General features: G+C 64.8%; 17 protein-coding genes. 9 read left to right on the top strand and 8 right to left on the bottom strand.

All coding sequences use genetic code 11. The features are described 5' to 3' along the window. Window positions 1-41: 41 nt before the first annotated feature. The 3 genes from ACZY0Q_RS14985 to ACZY0Q_RS14995 are packed head-to-tail and all read right to left on the bottom strand — an operon-like array spanning window position 42 to window position 1665. Window positions 42-1013 (bottom strand): NAD(P)-dependent alcohol dehydrogenase, encoded by a 972-nt coding sequence (locus ACZY0Q_RS14985; RefSeq protein WP_463918004.1) that lies wholly within the window; start codon window positions 1011-1013, stop codon window positions 42-44. Continuing rightward, complete coding sequence (locus ACZY0Q_RS14990) at window positions 1010-1243, bottom strand: helix-turn-helix transcriptional regulator (RefSeq protein WP_463918005.1); 234 nt, start codon at window positions 1241-1243, stop codon at window positions 1010-1012. The genes ACZY0Q_RS14985 and ACZY0Q_RS14990 overlap by 4 nt, the downstream gene beginning before the upstream one ends. Continuing rightward, complete coding sequence (locus tag ACZY0Q_RS14995) at window positions 1237-1665, bottom strand: hypothetical protein (protein WP_463918006.1); 429 nt, start codon at window positions 1663-1665, stop codon at window positions 1237-1239. The genes ACZY0Q_RS14990 and ACZY0Q_RS14995 overlap by 7 nt, the downstream gene beginning before the upstream one ends. A 226-nt stretch (window positions 1666-1891) precedes the next feature. Here ACZY0Q_RS14995 and ACZY0Q_RS15000 point away from each other — a divergent pair, with 226 nt between their 5' ends. Both ACZY0Q_RS15000 and ACZY0Q_RS15005 read left to right on the top strand, forming a co-directional pair. After that, window positions 1892-3394 carry an amino acid permease gene (locus ACZY0Q_RS15000; protein ID WP_463918008.1) on the top strand — a complete coding sequence of 501 codons (1503 nt, stop codon included), beginning with the start codon at window positions 1892-1894 and terminating at the stop codon, window positions 3392-3394. A 34-nt stretch (window positions 3395-3428) separates the two neighbouring features. Beyond that, on the top strand, window positions 3429-4064 hold the full coding sequence (locus ACZY0Q_RS15005; RefSeq protein ID WP_463918010.1) for a LysE family translocator: 636 nt from the start codon (window positions 3429-3431) through the stop codon (window positions 4062-4064). A 41-nt stretch (window positions 4065-4105) separates the two neighbouring features. On the opposite strand, the gene ACZY0Q_RS15010 is transcribed toward ACZY0Q_RS15005, so the two are convergent. Further along, on the bottom strand, window positions 4106-4969 hold the full coding sequence (locus ACZY0Q_RS15010) for an SDR family oxidoreductase (RefSeq protein ID WP_463918012.1): 864 nt from the start codon (window positions 4967-4969) through the stop codon (window positions 4106-4108). Between the two features lie 123 nt (window positions 4970-5092). Here ACZY0Q_RS15010 and ACZY0Q_RS15015 point away from each other — a divergent pair, with 123 nt between their 5' ends. Further along, entirely contained in the window at window positions 5093-5494 is a 402-nt protein-coding gene (locus tag ACZY0Q_RS15015) for a winged helix-turn-helix transcriptional regulator (protein WP_463918015.1), read from the top strand. A 186-nt stretch (window positions 5495-5680) separates the two neighbouring features. Further along, on the top strand, window positions 5681-5944 hold the full coding sequence (locus ACZY0Q_RS15020; RefSeq protein WP_463918017.1) for a hypothetical protein: 264 nt from the start codon (window positions 5681-5683) through the stop codon (window positions 5942-5944). A 78-nt stretch (window positions 5945-6022) separates the two neighbouring features. On the opposite strand, the gene ACZY0Q_RS15025 is transcribed toward ACZY0Q_RS15020, so the two are convergent. Beyond that, window positions 6023-6772, bottom strand: a complete 750-nt coding sequence (locus ACZY0Q_RS15025; protein ID WP_463918019.1) for a 3-hydroxybutyrate dehydrogenase — start codon at window positions 6770-6772, stop codon at window positions 6023-6025. Window positions 6773-6829: 57 nt separating this feature from the next. Beyond that, window positions 6830-8212, bottom strand: coding sequence for an MFS transporter (locus ACZY0Q_RS15030; protein WP_463918022.1), 1383 nt, complete (start codon window positions 8210-8212; stop codon window positions 6830-6832). A 129-nt stretch (window positions 8213-8341) separates the two neighbouring features. On the opposite strand from ACZY0Q_RS15030, the gene ACZY0Q_RS15035 reads away from it, so the two are divergent. Next, window positions 8342-9256: a LysR family transcriptional regulator gene (locus ACZY0Q_RS15035; RefSeq protein WP_463918024.1), complete on the top strand. Its 915-nt coding sequence runs from the start codon at window positions 8342-8344 to the stop codon at window positions 9254-9256. A 28-nt stretch (window positions 9257-9284) separates the two neighbouring features. On the opposite strand, the gene ACZY0Q_RS15040 is transcribed toward ACZY0Q_RS15035, so the two are convergent. Beyond that, window positions 9285-10247: a spermidine synthase gene (locus ACZY0Q_RS15040; RefSeq protein ID WP_463918025.1), complete on the bottom strand. Its 963-nt coding sequence runs from the start codon at window positions 10245-10247 to the stop codon at window positions 9285-9287. A 146-nt stretch (window positions 10248-10393) separates the two neighbouring features. After that, the gene (locus tag ACZY0Q_RS15045) at window positions 10394-11086 is read right to left on the bottom strand and encodes a hypothetical protein (RefSeq protein ID WP_463918026.1); all 693 of its coding nucleotides are present in this window, start codon (window positions 11084-11086) and stop codon (window positions 10394-10396) included. Between the two features lie 190 nt (window positions 11087-11276). Between ACZY0Q_RS15045 and ACZY0Q_RS15050 the strand changes: the two genes are divergently transcribed. The 4 genes from ACZY0Q_RS15050 to ACZY0Q_RS15065 all read left to right on the top strand — a co-directional run bounded on the left by ACZY0Q_RS15050 (window position 11277) and on the right by ACZY0Q_RS15065 (window position 14508). Further along, window positions 11277-12245 (top strand): hypothetical protein, encoded by a 969-nt coding sequence (locus ACZY0Q_RS15050; RefSeq protein WP_463918027.1) that lies wholly within the window; start codon window positions 11277-11279, stop codon window positions 12243-12245. Then, on the top strand, window positions 12245-12676 hold the full coding sequence (locus ACZY0Q_RS15055) for a phage holin family protein (RefSeq protein ID WP_463918028.1): 432 nt from the start codon (window positions 12245-12247) through the stop codon (window positions 12674-12676). Before ACZY0Q_RS15050 ends, ACZY0Q_RS15055 begins: the two co-directional genes overlap by 1 nt. Continuing rightward, window positions 12673-13281, top strand: coding sequence for a DUF3618 domain-containing protein (locus ACZY0Q_RS15060; RefSeq protein ID WP_463918030.1), 609 nt, complete (start codon window positions 12673-12675; stop codon window positions 13279-13281). The genes ACZY0Q_RS15055 and ACZY0Q_RS15060 overlap by 4 nt, the downstream gene beginning before the upstream one ends. A 108-nt stretch (window positions 13282-13389) precedes the next feature. Further along, on the top strand, window positions 13390-14508 hold the full coding sequence (locus ACZY0Q_RS15065; protein WP_463918032.1) for a YihY/virulence factor BrkB family protein: 1119 nt from the start codon (window positions 13390-13392) through the stop codon (window positions 14506-14508). Window positions 14509-14607: the final 99 nt, after the last annotated feature.

The raw sequence follows: 14607 nt of genomic DNA on the forward strand, positions 1-14607 counted from the left end.
AACGAGGGTGGAAGGGCGATGAGGCGGGTGGTTGAAGAGCCTCAGATCCTGACCACTACCTTGCCGCGGGACCGGCCCTCGTGCATGTATTCAACCGCGGCTGGCGCCTCAGCGAGCGCGTAGACCTTGTCCACGGCAGGCTTCACGCTGCCAGCTTCAATGAGCGTGGTCAGCGCCTCGAGATCGCGATAGTTCTCTGTCGAAACAAGCCCTTTGAATTTCTGCCCGGAGAACAACGATGCCAGCGGCGCAGCCATCGAGCGCTCAAATCCGCCTGTAACCTTCCCGCCGCCCTCACCGCCGACAATCACCAGCGTTCCCCGCGCGGTCAGCACCCGCCGCAGGACTGAGAGCGGCCGGTTGCCCGCGGTGTCCAGAATGACGTCGTAAAGCAGCCCGGCGCGTGCAAAGTTGTCCTGGGTGTAGTCGATGACATGATCAGCGCCGAGGGACCGAACAAGGTCAACTTTTCCGGTGCTGCAGACTCCTGTGACCTCAGCTCCGAATGCCTTCGCCACCTGCACCGCAAAGGACCCGACTCCCCCGCCGGCCCCGATGACCAGCACCTTCTGGCCGGCACTGACCTGCCCGGCGTCGCGGACAGCCTGCAACGCCGTAACACCAGAAATTGGTGCTACCGCGGCCTCCTCGAACGTGAGGTTTGCGGGCTTCGCGGCCACACGCTTCTCCTGGGCGCAGACGAAGCCGGCGAAAGACCCCTCACAGGTGCCGAACACTTCATCGCCGGGCTGGAAGCGTGTCACGCCTGCCCCCACAGCCTCCACGACGCCGGCCACCTCGCGTCCGCGAACGGGCACCTTGGGCTTCTTCAGCCCGAACCCGAAGAGCCGGAGCAGGTACGGCCGCCCGGTCATGAGGTGCCACACGCCCTGGTCAACGCCGGCCGCGCGGACCCCGATCAGCACTTCCCCAACGCCGGGCAGCGGCTGCGGAATATCCCGCAGCTGGAGCACGTCCGCATTCCCGTAAACGTCTTGAACGATAGCTTTCATGATGCGTCTCCTTCGTGGTTCGGGTACTGGAACACGTCCTCAAGCGGCACGCTGAGGACATGGGCGATCTGGAAAGCCATCTCCAGGGACGGCGAGTACCGGCCCTGCTCGATGGCAATGACGGTCTGGCGGGTGACGCCCACACGGTCGGCGAGTTCGGCCTGCGTCATCTCGCCCCGTTCGAACCGGAGGCGCCGGATGGAATTGGTTACCCGCGTTGGCTTCACCACGGCTGGAACCCCCGGCGATAGGCAACGATCTTGGCTACGGAACCCAGGATCGCGGACAACACAAACGTCAGGTAGATGACGTTTGCAATCCAGAAGTGATCCACCTCCGCCATCGCCAGGAGCAGCGCCGTGACACCCCCGATGACCACAAAAGACTGGCCGATGTACTCACCGAAACGGTAGATCTCCCTGTCGCGCTGGTCCTTCTTCCCGGCCTCCCTGGGCGAAAGGATGCCCAGGAGAGCGTGCAGGGCGATGGACGCAGCAATGGATGCCCCGATAGTCCACAGCAATGGAGCCACGTAGGGAACGTCAACTAGGGGAATGGTGCCTGCCAGGCCCAGGACGATGGCCAGATACACGCCATAAGAGCCCACGGCCACCACCCCCATAATCCAGGCGCTCTTCTCTTCGAAGGACATTTTCCGCTCCTGCCATTACCACCAAATGTAAAACAAAGCTGACATCTCAAAAGTAAAGAAAACCAGACATGATGTCAATAGTTTTGGACTCCACAAACAGAAAAAGGCCACACGCCGCCCCCAGTCTGAGATGGAAGACACCAACCGCCCGTGAGTCTCATCACCTCGGGCGCCAAAGTGGTCTGCTGGTTGGCGATCCCCCTCCCAATGACGAGAAGGTATTTGTATGCAGCCCGCCGCCACCAGACAAGACACAGCCGCCACCCAAGACGCAAGCCCGGCCGAAAGGCCCAAGCCGGGATCCGCCGTCGCACACGCCCTGAACCGGGGACTGAACGTCCGCCATATCCGCTTTATGGCCCTGGGTTCGGCGATCGGAACCGGCCTGTTCTACGGCTCCGCCTCCGCCATCCAGAAGGCGGGCCCGGCAGTCCTGCTCGCCTACATCATCGGCGGCGCGGCAGTGTTTATGGTCATGCGCGCCCTCGGCGAGATGGCCGTCCGGCATCCCGTGTCGGGCTCGTTCGGCCAGTACGCCAGCCGCTACCTCGGGCCGCTGGCAGGGTTTGTGACCGGCTGGACCTACGTCTTTGAAATGGCCATCGTCGCCATCGCGGACGTCACGGCCTTCAGCATCTATATGGGCTTCTGGTTTCCACAGGTGGACCGCTGGATCTGGATTCTGGCCATTATCTGCTTCCTGGCCGCAATGAACCTGCTCAGCGTGAAGGTCTTCGGGGAGCTCGAGTTCTGGTTCTCGCTGATCAAAGTGGTGGCCATCATCGCCATGATCGCCGGCGGCGCCGCCATCATCGCCTTCGGTTTCCAGGCGGGCGGCTCCACGGTGGCGCCGGGACTCGGCAACCTCGTGGAGCACGGCGGGCTGTTCCCCCACGGCTTCGAGGGGCTCCTGGCCTCGTTCGCCGTCGTGATGTTCGCCTTTGGCGGGATCGAGACACTCGGCATCACCGCCGGCGAGGCCGCAGACCCCAAGAACGTCATCCCCAAGGCCGTGAACACGGTCCCGGTCCGCGTCCTGCTGTTCTACGTGCTGACCCTCGGCGTGCTGATGAGCCTGTTCCCGTGGAACGAGATCGGCACTAACGGAAGCCCGTTTGTCCAGATCTTCAGCGGCCTCGGCATCCCGGCCGCACCGCACATCCTCAACGCCGTGGTGATCACGGCCGCGCTCTCCGCCATCAACAGCGACATCTTCGGCGCCGGACGCATCCTGTTCGGCTTGTCCAACCAGGGCCACGCGCCGGCAGTTTTCGGCAAGGTCTCGCGCCATGGCGTGCCGTGGATGACGGTGGTGATGATGGCGGGCATCCTTCTGGTGGGCGTGGTCCTGAACGCGGTTATTCCCGAAGACGTCTTTATCCTGATCGCCTCGATTGCCACGTTTGCCACCGTCTGGGTATGGGTCATGATCCTGGCTTCCCATGTCGCGATGAAGCGGGAGATCGCTCGGAAGGGCCTGCCGGCGTCGGAATTCCCGTCCCCGTGGTGGCCGGCGGCTTCAATCCTGACCATCGCGTTTATGGCGCTGGTCATCGCCGTCCTGGGCGCTTTCGAGGACACCCGCGTGGCGCTTTACGTGGGAGCGGTGTGGCTTGGGCTGCTGGTCCTCGCTTACCGGTTCTGGGTCAAAGGGAACGGACGACGCCGGGCCGAACTTGTGGACGAAACCTCACCGCTGCCGGTGGTCACCTCAGCCCGCGGCCACTGATGCCCGCCGGGCCCCGCCGGAGCTAAGATCAGGCATGGTTCCCTTCTCAAACCTGCTGGCGTTTGCGCTGGCATCCGTGGTGCTGATCGCCGTTCCCGGCCCCAGCGTGCTGTTCGTGATCGGCCGTTCCCTGGCCCTGGGCTGGAGGGGAGGTGTCCTGACGGTACTGGGCAACGCGACCGGGCAACTGGTGCAGGTGGCTGCAGTTGCGTTCGGCGTGGGCATTATTGTGGCGCAGTCCGTTGTCCTGTTCAGCGTCGTGAAGCTGGCAGGGGCTGCCTACTTGGTCTATCTGGGCATCAAGGCCATCCGGAACCGGCGGCACAACTCATTCGCCGATCGTCAGCCAGTGGCCTCCTCCCCACGACGGCTGGTGTCTGAAGGCCTGGTAGTGGGTCTCACCAACCCGAAGTCAGTGGTGTTCTTCGTAGCGGTACTGCCGCAGTTTGTGGACTACCCGTCCGGGGCCATTCCGTTCCAGCTGGCGCTGCTGGGGGCGGTGTTCCTGCTGATCGCCATAGTTTCAGACAGCCTTTGGGCCGTCGCCGCAGGTTCAGCCCGCCAATGGTTCGCCCGGTCGCCCCGCCGGGTTTCAGCGGTGGAGGCAACGGGAGGAGCCTTGATGATCGGCCTCGGCGGAACGTTGGCCCTGACCGGCAGCAAGTCCTAGTTGCCCCGCCCTGAAGGCAGGGCAACCAGGCCGCTTGCTGTTTAGGCCGAAGCGAGCGCGGAACGGACGGCAGCCGGCATCGGCGTCGTTGGCCGGCCGATCAGTGTACGAAGGTCCGAGCCGCTGACCAGGAGGTCACCCCGGGCAATGCCAAGGTCCGAGTCCGCCAGGACGTCGGCGAAGAGCTCCGGCACGCCGAATCCGGCAAGAAGTCCGGCGTAGTCACTGGCCGGAAGGTCCTGGTACACCACGGGCTTGTTGGCCGCGGCGCTGATTTCCTGCGCCAGTTCGGTGAGCGTGAAGGCGTGGTCCCCACCGAGCTCATAGACCTTGCCTGCCTGGTTTTCGGCAACAAGCACGGCGGCGGCAGCTTCGGCGTAGTCCGCCCGGGCCGCGGCGCTGACCTTGCCTTCCCCGGCGCTGCCGGCAAGCGCACCCTGCGCCAGCGTGCCCTGGAGCTGGTCGGTGTAGTTTTCGAGATACCAGCCGTTGCGGAGGAGGGCGAACGGAACGCCCGCATCCTTCAGGATGGCCTCCGTTGCCTGGTGCTCGGCGGCCAGCTTCATGCCGGTGGTGTCTGCGTTGGCGATGCTGGTGTAGGCGATCAGCTCCACGCCCGCCGCCGCTGCTGCCTCAATCACCGTGCGGTGCTGGTCCACGCGCTGGCCAACCTCGCTGCCGGAAATCAGGAGGACCTTGCTGGCGCCGTCCAGGGCCTGTGCCACGGACGCGGGGTCCGCATAGTCCATTGACCTGACCTGGACGCCCCGGGCTGCGAAGTCGGCAAGCTTTTCAATGGACCGGCCAGCGGCCACTATCTCTGCTGCCGGAACGTTGCGCTGCAGGAGCGCCTCGACGACGTGGCGGCCAAGCTGTCCGGTTGCTCCTGTGATAACGATGCTCATGGGTTGGTTCCTTTCACCATTCCTAAGGGGGTCACCCTGCACAACCAGCCATCCTTGCCATTACTTCCCAGAAGAGAGTACGCACTTTGAGGTAAGGTACTCACCTTTTGGTAAGTTATGGGTATGGAAGCAACTGTATGGCCCGCCGTCCTGCCGGCAGATCTCCGGGCCCACCTGCCGGAAGGACTGGCCGACGGCGTGTTCCCGGCCGGATGCCCCAGCCGCATTGTCCTGGACCACATCACCAGCAAATGGGGCGTGCTGATCCTGCTGGCGCTCTCGGAAGGCGAGCAGCGCTGGAGCGAACTCCGGCGCCGCGCCGAGGGAATCAGCGAGAAAATGCTGGCACAAACCCTCAAGACCCTGGAGCGCGACGGCCTGGTGCTGCGGAAGGCCCAGCCGGTCATTCCGCCCCGCGTGGACTACAGCCTGACTGAGCGCGGCTATGAACTGTCCGGCCTGCTGGTTCCCCTGGTCACCTGGGCCTTCAACAACGCTGACGAGATCGTAAACGGCGAGCGCTGACCCTAAAATCCCCTAAGTAGGGCCCGTCCACGAAGACAGGTACTTGTTACTGGTGTGACTGGTGGGAATAGCGCCTACGATATCTGTAAGGTGCCAGCCAGGAATAGGAGGACCATCCTCTGCTGGGAGCTTTCCGGCTACCGCACCGAGGTGAGCGGCTCCACGCCGCTTCAAGGAGTGGTTCGCATGGTGAAAGCACATGTCCAGGACCTGGCCAGCATGGGGCGGCCCGTCAGACTTTCTGCCCTTGTCCACCGCGCCCGCGGCCGGGTTCTCGCGGCGTTCCGCCCGCGGTGCCCCTATCGCGTGGGCGATGCCGTGGTGGGTGACGATCCCTTCAACGGCCGGCACGCGGGGATCATCATGTCCCACCGCGGTCCGTCCGTGGAACTCGGCGCCGAGGCTGGGGTCTTCTTCTACGACCACCGCCACCTGAGGCCGCAGGATTAGCTGCCTCAGGTGGCGGGATTGCAACGGCCCGAAGCCGGCAGGCCGGACTGCGCGTGGGGGCAGCGGAGGCGCCGGATGTCAGCGCGCTGACCAGCCGCCGTCCATCACGTAACTGGACCCGGTGACCATGCCAGCGTGATCGGACGCCAGCCAGGCCACTAGCGAAGCAACTTCCTCCGGTTCCACGAGGCGTTTCACGGCAGACTCGGTGAGCATCACCTTGGCCAGGACCTCGGCCTCGGGGATGCCGTGCACTTTGGCCTGGTCCGCAATCTGCTTTTCGACGAGCGGGGTCCGGACATACCCCGGGTTGACGCAGTTGGAGGTGACTCCGTGCTCCCCGCCCTCAAGCGCCGTCACCTTGCTCAGCCCTTCGAGGCCGTGCTTGGCGGAAACGTACGCGCTCTTGAACGGGGAGGCCCTGATGCCGTGCACGGAGGACACGTTGATGATGCGGCCGAAGCCGTTGGCGTACATGTGCGGCAGCGCGGCCCGGATCAGCAGGAACGGTGCCTCGAGCATAAGCGCGATGATCCGGCGGAAGTCCGCCGGATCAAACGCTTCGATGGGGCTGATGCGCTGGATCCCGGCGTTGTTCACCAGGATGTCGCAGTCCAGGCTCAGGGTGGAGAGCGCGTCCGCGTCCAGCAGGTCAACGGCCCAGGCAGTGCCGCCCACTTCATCGGCGAGTGCGGCAGCGCCGGCGGAGTCGACGTCGGCAACCACCACTTTTGCCCCACGGGCTGCGAGCTCCCGGACACAGGCGGCGCCGATCCCGCTGGCACCTCCGGTCACCACAGCCTTGCGGCCGTTCAGTGTGTTTTCCATTGATCTTTTCCCATCGTGTGCGCGCTCAATTTCCCTGCGGTGAACTGCTCAAGCAGCTCAGCGTGAGCCGGCCGGGAGCAGTCCCTCGCGGGCGGCGTCGGCCTTGTCCACGTCTTCCAGGGCAATGCCCTTGGTTTCTTTCAGGCTCAGCACCGCCACTGTGGTGATCGCGCAGGCAACCACCAGGTAGATGGCGGTGGGCAGCCAGGAACCGGAGTCCTTGAGCCACTGGGTAGCCAGCAGCGGCGCCAGCGAACCGGCGAAGATCGAGGTGACCTGCGAGCCCAGGGATACGCCCGAGTACCGCATCCGGGTGGGGAAGAGCTCGGCCATGATCGCAGGCTGACCGGCGTACATAAACGCGTGCAGGCACAGGCCAATGGTCACGGCCAGGACAATCACTACGGCGTTGCGGGTATCGAACATGGGGAAGGCGAAGAACGGCCAGGCCGCACCGGAGATGGACCCGATGAGGTAGACGGGCTTCCTTCCCAGCTTGTCCACGAGGCGGCCCACCTGCGGGATGACAAGGAAGTGGATGACGTGGGCGATCAGCAGTGCCAGCAGGAGCGAGGACGTGTCGTACTTGTGCACGCTCTTGAGGTAGACGATCGCGAAGCTGACCACCAAGTAGTACATGATGTTCTCGGCGAAGCGCAGCCCCATGGCCTGGAGGATGCCCTTGGGGTACTTGCGGACCACTTCGAAGACGCCGTAGCTGACAGCCTGCTCCTTCTCCACGAGGGCTTTGGCCTCCAGGAAGATGGGTGCCTCGGTGACGTGCGTGCGGATGTAGTAGCCAACGAAGACGATCACGGCGGAGAGCCAGAAGGCCACACGCCAGCCCCAGCCAAGGAACGCCTCGGGGCTGAGGGTGGAGGACATGACGAACAGCACCAGCGTGGCGAGGAGGTTGCCCACCGGCACGGCGGCCTGCGGCCAGCTGGACCAGAAACCTCGGGACTTGTTGGGGCTGTGTTCTGCAACCAGCAGCACGGCGCCGCCCCATTCACCGCCGAGCGCGAAGCCCTGGATGAAGCGGAGGGCAACCAGCAGCGCCGGAGCCAGGTAGCCGATGTCGGCGAAGCCCGGGAGGCAGCCCATTAGGAACGTAGCCACACCGACGATCACGATGGTCAGCTGCAGCGTGGGCTTGCGGCCCAGCTTGTCGCCGATCTGGCCGAAGACGATGCCGCCGAGGGGGCGCGCCACGAAGCCCACTGCGTAGGTGAGGAACGCCTGGATGATGCCGTCCAGCTCGTTGCCGGTGGCGGGGAAGAAGTACTTCCCAAAGACCAGGGTGGCGGCGGTGGCGTAGAGGAAGAATTCGTACCATTCCACCACTGTGCCCACCATCGAGGCGGCCACAATCTTCTTAAGCCCGGATCCCTTGGGTGCGGATCCGGCGGCATTGTCTGCCGAGCGCTGCTCTACGCTCATGAGTTTCTCCTTAGTGTCCACTTTGACACGCGCTGTGATCCACAGCACTAATGGCTCCACTGAGTATTACTGCACAAACATGCGCCTTCAATACCCAATCCAGCACCAGCTATGTGCACAATTGCAGATATGAAGGCGAATCCCGATGACCTGCTGGTCCTGCTGGCGGTATCCCGCTCAGCTAAATTTACGACGGCGGCGCAAGTGTTGGGGCTGAACCACACCACCGTTTCGCGCCGGATAGCTGCCCTGGAAAAGGCGCTCGGCGGCCGGGTACTGGCACGGGCGGCCGGCGGCTGGGAGCTGACGGAGCTGGGCACGGAGGCCGTCCGGGTTGCCGAACAGGTGGAGGCTGCGGTGAGCGCGCTGGGACAGGCAGGCCAGGCACCGGACCCGATTACCGGCGTCGTTCGTATGACGGCGACCGACGGCTTCAGCGCCTACATCGCCGCACCCGCAGTGGCGCGGCTACGCCGGAGACACCCAGGGCTGAGTGTGGAAGTGGTAACCATGACCCGGCGCGCACTGCAGCAGCGCTCCGGCCTGGACATCGAAGTGGTGGTGGGCGAACCGCAGGTCCACCGGGCCGAAGCCGTCCAACTGGGCGAGTACATGCTGGGGATGTACGCCTCGCGTGCCTACCTCGCCGAGAACGGGACGCCGGCGAGCGTTGCCGAGCTGACAGAGCACCCGCTGGTGTATTTTGTGGATTCGATGCTGCAGGTGGACGATCTGGACGCACCCCGGCGGCTGGTGCCTGCCATGCGCGAAGGACTCACGTCCACCAACGTGTTTGTCCATGTGGAGGCCACCCGTGCCGGCGCGGGCATCGGATTCTTGCCCTGCTTTATGGGCAATCTGCACAACGACCTGGTCCGGCTGCTCCCCGACGACTTCGCCGAGCTGCTCCCCTATTGGATGGTGCTGCGGCCGGATTCGATGCGCCGCCCTGCCGTGGCCGCCGTTGTTCAGGCACTGCGCGACCAGACGGTGGCGCACCGGGATGCACTGCTGGGGCGGGGACACACATCGATTGCTCCGTAACGGCCCTCTTCGCGCCCCAAAAGGGCCGTTACGGAGCAACCGATGGTGTTGCCGACGGGGCTGCCGGGTCGTGACGCACCGGGGAGTTTGCAGCGAAGGCTCGCACCTGGGCGTCGTTCCAGATGTGGGCCGGGACGGCGCCGCCTAGCAGCCGCCGGGCCAGCTGCGGGTCTCCGTCGAGCGGGCTGTCGCTGCCGGCCATGACCATGTTGCCGTAGCGGCGGCCCTTCAGCATGGCGGGGTCGGCGATGATGACGGTGTGTGCGAACGCGGCCGCGATGGTGGCGGCGTCTTCCCGTGCGTTCTTCAAATCCGGGGCGTCGCCGGAGTTCACTACATAGATACCGCCCGGAGACAGGACCCGCTTGATGTGGTCATTGAACTCGGCGGTGGTGAGCGGCCGGGGCGTCAGTGAACCGGCAAAGACGTCGCGGATGATGAAGTCACGGCTGTCCGGCGTGAGCGTCTCGGTGACCTCGCGGGCTTCCCCCACCCGCAGCCGCAGCAGCGGAGCCTTGGGCAGGTCGAACCAGCCGCGGACATACTCGGCCAGCTTGCCGTCAAGTTCCACCACCACCTGCCGGGCGTCCGGATAGGCGGTGTGGAAGTAACGGGCCAGGGAACAGGCCCCGCCGCCCAGATGCAGCCCGCGCAGCCGCTCGGCCTCGCCCGTGGTGGGTGCGGCCGCCTTGGTTCCGCCCTTTCCGGATTTCGGCGGCCACCGTGACTCAATCAGCGCCGCCATCCAGCGCATGTACTCAAAATCGAGGAACAACGGATCGGCGAGGTCGATGTGGGAGCTCATGACACCGTTGATCTTAAGGAGCCACCCGTTGGAGTTGTCCTGATCCGCAATGAGCTCGCAGTCACCGGTATCAATGTAGTAGACGCCCTCAACGGGGCCATCAGGACGGGTACCCTTGGGCACCTCGATGACACCCGCCGTCGGACGCTGGCTGTTCCGCCCGCCTGACTTGCCGCGCTTTGCCATTACCCGTGTGCCGCTTCAGTCATGGATCAACCCTAGTTGCACACCCCAAATCGGCCCGCCTTCATGGCAGGCCGCCAGCGCCGGTCGATGAGGAGGGCCCAGCCCAGTCTCAGTCCAGACCAGACCTGTCCAGGCAGCGACCCTGGCTATGTTGCGAGCGGCCTGTCCCGATCTGTCCTTTCCTGGTCCCGCCGCAGGGCGTCCGCCCGGGTGGCGTCGGTGCGGGTGGCGTCAGTTTGCTCGTCGGCTTCCGGGTTCACGTTGGACTCCGGCCGGAGCGCCTCCGCCCGCGTGCCGTCGATTCGGGTGGCGTCGGTGCGTGCGGCGTCAGTGCGGGTCGCGTCGGTGCGTGCGGCGTCAGTGCGGGTCGCGTCGGTGCGTGCGGCGTCGGTTCGAATGGCGTCGGTGCGCGGCCTGCCGTCGATGCGGGGGGCGTCGTCCGGATGCACGTCGGTGTCGGCCCACATAGCGTCTGCGCGGGCGTCGCCGTCGTGACTTACGTCCGGGTCTATCGCGTTAGCTTTTTCGGTCTGCCTGACCACATCGTCGCGGAGAGATCGCGCATCGTTGGCCTTCTGCTCGGCTTCCTGCTTCAGCCGAGCGGCATCGACCTGCGCCTGCTCCGCGTCGGCACGGGCCCGGCTCGCCCGGGCTTCCTTCTCACGCGCATCGAGCTCCACTGCCTCCGCCTTCCGGCGCATTTCGGCGGCCTTTTCGCGGTTCGAATCGTCCCGCTTCTGCTCTAGCGCCCGACGGCGACGCCCCGTTACCAGGAACAACACGATCAGAACCACCACTACGATGCCAACGATCACCCAAACCCACGATGTTGTATCCACAACTACTCGCCTCTTTCCACTTCGTTGTGACAGGGTCCCTGCGATGCCAGGCCGGCAGGCGATACGGACCCCTTTTAAATTCAGGTAGGAAGGGTACTTACCTTCCATTACTAATCATGCTTACTATTTTATCGCCAGTATCGCTGGTTCTTGATCAACAAGAGGTCTTCTTTGGAAAGAGAGAGCGAAGATGACAGAGAACCAATGGCCCGAGGATTCGGCTTACCCGGCTCCACCGGCCACCCGCGGAACCACAGGAGAACGTGCGCCCGGTACGTTCCCCAGTACGTTACCCACAGCAGCGCCGCAGACGGGCGGTACGTACGGGACTTCCCGCACTGATGCTGTCAAGGAGGAAGCCGGGGACGTCGCGCGGACTGCGGCGGATTCCGCGCAGAGCGTCGCTGAAACCGCCAAGTCCGAAGCGGCCAACGTCGCTTCGGAGGCGAAGGCGAACGCCAAGGACCTCCTCCACCAGGCACGCCACGACCTCACCCAACAGGCCGGCGCGCAACAGCAGAAGGTGGCCACCGGCCTCCGGTCAGTCTCCGACGAACTGCACGCGATGGCGCAGGCGTCGGACCAGCCCGGAGTGGCCACGGATCTGGTCCGCCAGGCAGCGGAGCGTTCCGCGTCCGTCGCGTCCTGGCTGGACGGCCGCGACCCCGGATCGCTCCTGAACGAAGTCAAGAGCTTCGCCAGGCAGCGGCCCGGAACCTTCCTGCTCCTGGCAGCCGGTGCCGGGGTCCTCGCCGGGCGGCTCAGCCGCAGCCTGAGCGCAGGCGCACCGGAGTCTGACACGACCAGGGCCGGCGGCCAATACGACGCGACCGGGCAGTACGGCACTGGCGGACAAAGCGGCGCCGGCGCGTCCGGCTATACGCCGTCGGGCGGTGGCACCGTCCCGCCCCCGCCGGTACAGCTGCCCGGCCCGTCCACCACCACGGCAGGGTTCGACGGCGGCGCTCCGGGAAGCAGCTACGGGGACCCGTCGCGTCCCGCCAGTCCTTTGGACAGCCCCCAACTCGCTCAGCAGCCTTCCTCCGGGGACCGCCTCGCCGGCGATCCGCTGGGCGACCGCGAGCTCGCCGACGATCCAATGGCCAACGACCCCCTGACCAAGGACCGCTCGGCGGACGGCCAGACTGGCAGGCTGTGATGAGCAGCCAGATACCGGAGCCTCCCCCCTCGGCTGCGCACGCGAAGGCGGACAACACGTCGTTGGGTGACCTGCTCGGTGAGGTGACCCGCGACCTGTCCACGTTGATGCGCCAGGAAGTGGAGCTGGCCAAGGCCGAACTGAAGGAATCCGCCAGCAAGGCCGGTAAAGGCGGCGGCATGCTGGCAGGCGCCGGAGTCGCCGGTCATTTCGTCCTGCTGTTCCTTTCGATCGCCCTCTGGTACGCGTTGGGCGAGCTGATGGGACTCGGCTGGTCCGCCGTCGTCGTCGCAGTCATCTGGGGCGTCATCGCGGCAGTGCTGGCGTCAGTGGGCCGCCGGGAGCTCAAAACTGTAAAGGGCATGCCCCAAACCGCTGAAACACTCCAGGAAATTCCCCCAACCCTAAAACCCGGTGAGGTAAGACGATGAGCGATAACCCGGACGATATCCGTTCAGATATTGAGGCAACCCGTGCCCGGCTGGGCACGAACGTGGACGCGGTCGCGGACAAAGTGACGCCGTCGAACATCGTCCATCGTCAGACAGACAAAGTGAAAGACGCCGTCTTCGGAGTGAAGGAGAGAGTCATGGGAACAGCCGACGACGTCACCAACCGAGTGCACAGTGGCGCTCACGCCCGCACCGACAGTGCCGGAAACGCACTCAGCGATGCAGGCGCCGCCATTGGTGACGCGCCGCACCAGGTGAAGACCAAGACCCAAGGGAATCCTCTGGCCGCAGGCCTGATTGCGTTCGGGGCCGGCCTGCTTCTGTCCTCACTGATCCCTGCCAGCGAGAAGGAGCGCGAAGCAGCAGATGCCCTCAAGTCCGCGGCCGAACCGCTCACCACCGAGCTGACCGAGGCCGCCAAGGACATGGCCGAAGGCCTGAAGGAACCGGCACGGGAAGCCATGGAGAACGTCAAGGCCACGGCAACCGATGCCGCCGAGCATGTCAAGGCCGAAGGCCAGATGGCGGCGGCCGACGTTAAGGACCGTGCTACCGACGCCAAGGACCACGTCCAGAACACGTAACGGCACCAGCCCTAGCACCGGCGGCAGCCCCGCCAGCAGGACAGACAGGCCGGTTCCGCCTCCCCCGGCGGAACCGGCCTGTCCATTTTCAACCCGAGAGGACACCCCATGGCCGCTCAAGACTCATCAGAAACCAGCACAGCCAAGGCGGACCAAGCACCGGCGCCCGACGACTCCCGGAAACCGGACAGCCCCACCGACGTCACCAAGCCTTCCTGGAAGTACATCGCCCAAAAGACCCTTCGGGAGTTCACCAGGGACCAGTGCCCGGACCTCGCGGCTGCCCTGACCTACTACGCAGTGCTGTCCTTGTTCCCTGCGATGCTCGCGCTCGTTTCCCTGATAGGTCTTTTCGGGGACCCCGCGAAAACAACCACTGCCCTGCTGGAGATCGTGCGGGGCTTCGCCCCTGCTGAGACGGTAAGTACCGTTAGCGGCCCAGTTGCGGAGTTGGCCAGCGCTCCGGCGGCAGGGCTGACACTGTTCCTCGGCCTCGCCACCGCGCTCTGGTCCGCCTCAGGATACGTGGGCGCGTTCGGCCGGGCCATGAACCGGGTCTATGAAGTGGACGAGGGCCGTCCCTTCTTCAAGCTTCGCGGGACCATGCTGGCGGTGACGCTCCTCGCCGTGGTCATCGTGGCCCTCCTGGCGGGCATGCTGGTGCTCAGCGGGCCCGTGGCAGAGGCAGTCGGCGGACTTATCGGACTCAGCGGTGCATTCCTCAACGTCTGGAACTTCGCCAAGTGGCCAGTGATGGTGGCGCTGATCATCGTCATCATCGCGGTGCTCTACTACGCCACTCCCAACGTCAAGCAACCCAAGTTCAAATGGATGAGCCTGGGCTCCGGCATAGCACTGTTGATCTTCCTGCTGGCTTCGCTGGGGTTCGGATTCTACGTTGGCAATTTTGGGAATTACAACAAGACGTATGGCGCGCTTGGCGGCGTGATCGTTATGTTGCTCTGGCTGTGGATCCTGAACATGTCGCTGCTGTTCGGGGCAGAATTCGACGCCGAGATGGAGCGGGGACGGCAACTCCAGGCGGGAATCGAGGCTGAAGAAACCATTCAGCTCCCGCCGCGGGACACCAAAAAGAGCGAGAAGATGCAGGAACAGGAAGAAGACGACATCCGGCGCGGCCGCGAGCTGCGGGAGCGCCATCAAAACGGCACCAAACAGTCAGGATCGGACGGCGCCGTGGGACGAGACAGCGCCACGCGGGACTAGGCAGGGACCACTACTTGGAGGAAGATCAATATCAACAGATTCCTCCAGGGTTTCCCGGTTGCTTGGTGCCCCGGGTATCAGGCGGGGTCGGCGGCGAGG

Source organism: Pseudarthrobacter lactosi, from assembly GCF_055412785.1.

Coding starts and splice junctions, on each gene's coding strand:
- ACZY0Q_RS14985 (WP_463918004.1), bottom strand. CDS start 1,013: ATGAAAGCTATCGTTCAAGACGTTTACGGGAATGCGGACGTGCTCCAG.
- ACZY0Q_RS14995 (WP_463918006.1), bottom strand. CDS start 1,665: ATGTCCTTCGAAGAGAAGAGCGCCTGGATTATGGGGGTGGTGGCCGTG.
- ACZY0Q_RS15000 (WP_463918008.1), top strand. CDS start 1,892: ATGCAGCCCGCCGCCACCAGACAAGACACAGCCGCCACCCAAGACGCA.
- ACZY0Q_RS15005 (WP_463918010.1), top strand. CDS start 3,429: ATGGTTCCCTTCTCAAACCTGCTGGCGTTTGCGCTGGCATCCGTGGTG.
- ACZY0Q_RS15010 (WP_463918012.1), bottom strand. CDS start 4,969: ATGAGCATCGTTATCACAGGAGCAACCGGACAGCTTGGCCGCCACGTC.
- ACZY0Q_RS15015 (WP_463918015.1), top strand. CDS start 5,093: ATGGAAGCAACTGTATGGCCCGCCGTCCTGCCGGCAGATCTCCGGGCC.
- ACZY0Q_RS15020 (WP_463918017.1), top strand. CDS start 5,681: ATGGTGAAAGCACATGTCCAGGACCTGGCCAGCATGGGGCGGCCCGTC.
- ACZY0Q_RS15025 (WP_463918019.1), bottom strand. CDS start 6,772: ATGGAAAACACACTGAACGGCCGCAAGGCTGTGGTGACCGGAGGTGCC.
- ACZY0Q_RS15030 (WP_463918022.1), bottom strand. CDS start 8,212: ATGAGCGTAGAGCAGCGCTCGGCAGACAATGCCGCCGGATCCGCACCC.
- ACZY0Q_RS15035 (WP_463918024.1), top strand. CDS start 8,342: ATGAAGGCGAATCCCGATGACCTGCTGGTCCTGCTGGCGGTATCCCGC.
- ACZY0Q_RS15040 (WP_463918025.1), bottom strand. CDS start 10,247: ATGGCAAAGCGCGGCAAGTCAGGCGGGCGGAACAGCCAGCGTCCGACG.
- ACZY0Q_RS15050 (WP_463918027.1), top strand. CDS start 11,277: ATGACAGAGAACCAATGGCCCGAGGATTCGGCTTACCCGGCTCCACCG.
- ACZY0Q_RS15055 (WP_463918028.1), top strand. CDS start 12,245: ATGAGCAGCCAGATACCGGAGCCTCCCCCCTCGGCTGCGCACGCGAAG.
- ACZY0Q_RS15060 (WP_463918030.1), top strand. CDS start 12,673: ATGAGCGATAACCCGGACGATATCCGTTCAGATATTGAGGCAACCCGT.
- ACZY0Q_RS15065 (WP_463918032.1), top strand. CDS start 13,390: ATGGCCGCTCAAGACTCATCAGAAACCAGCACAGCCAAGGCGGACCAA.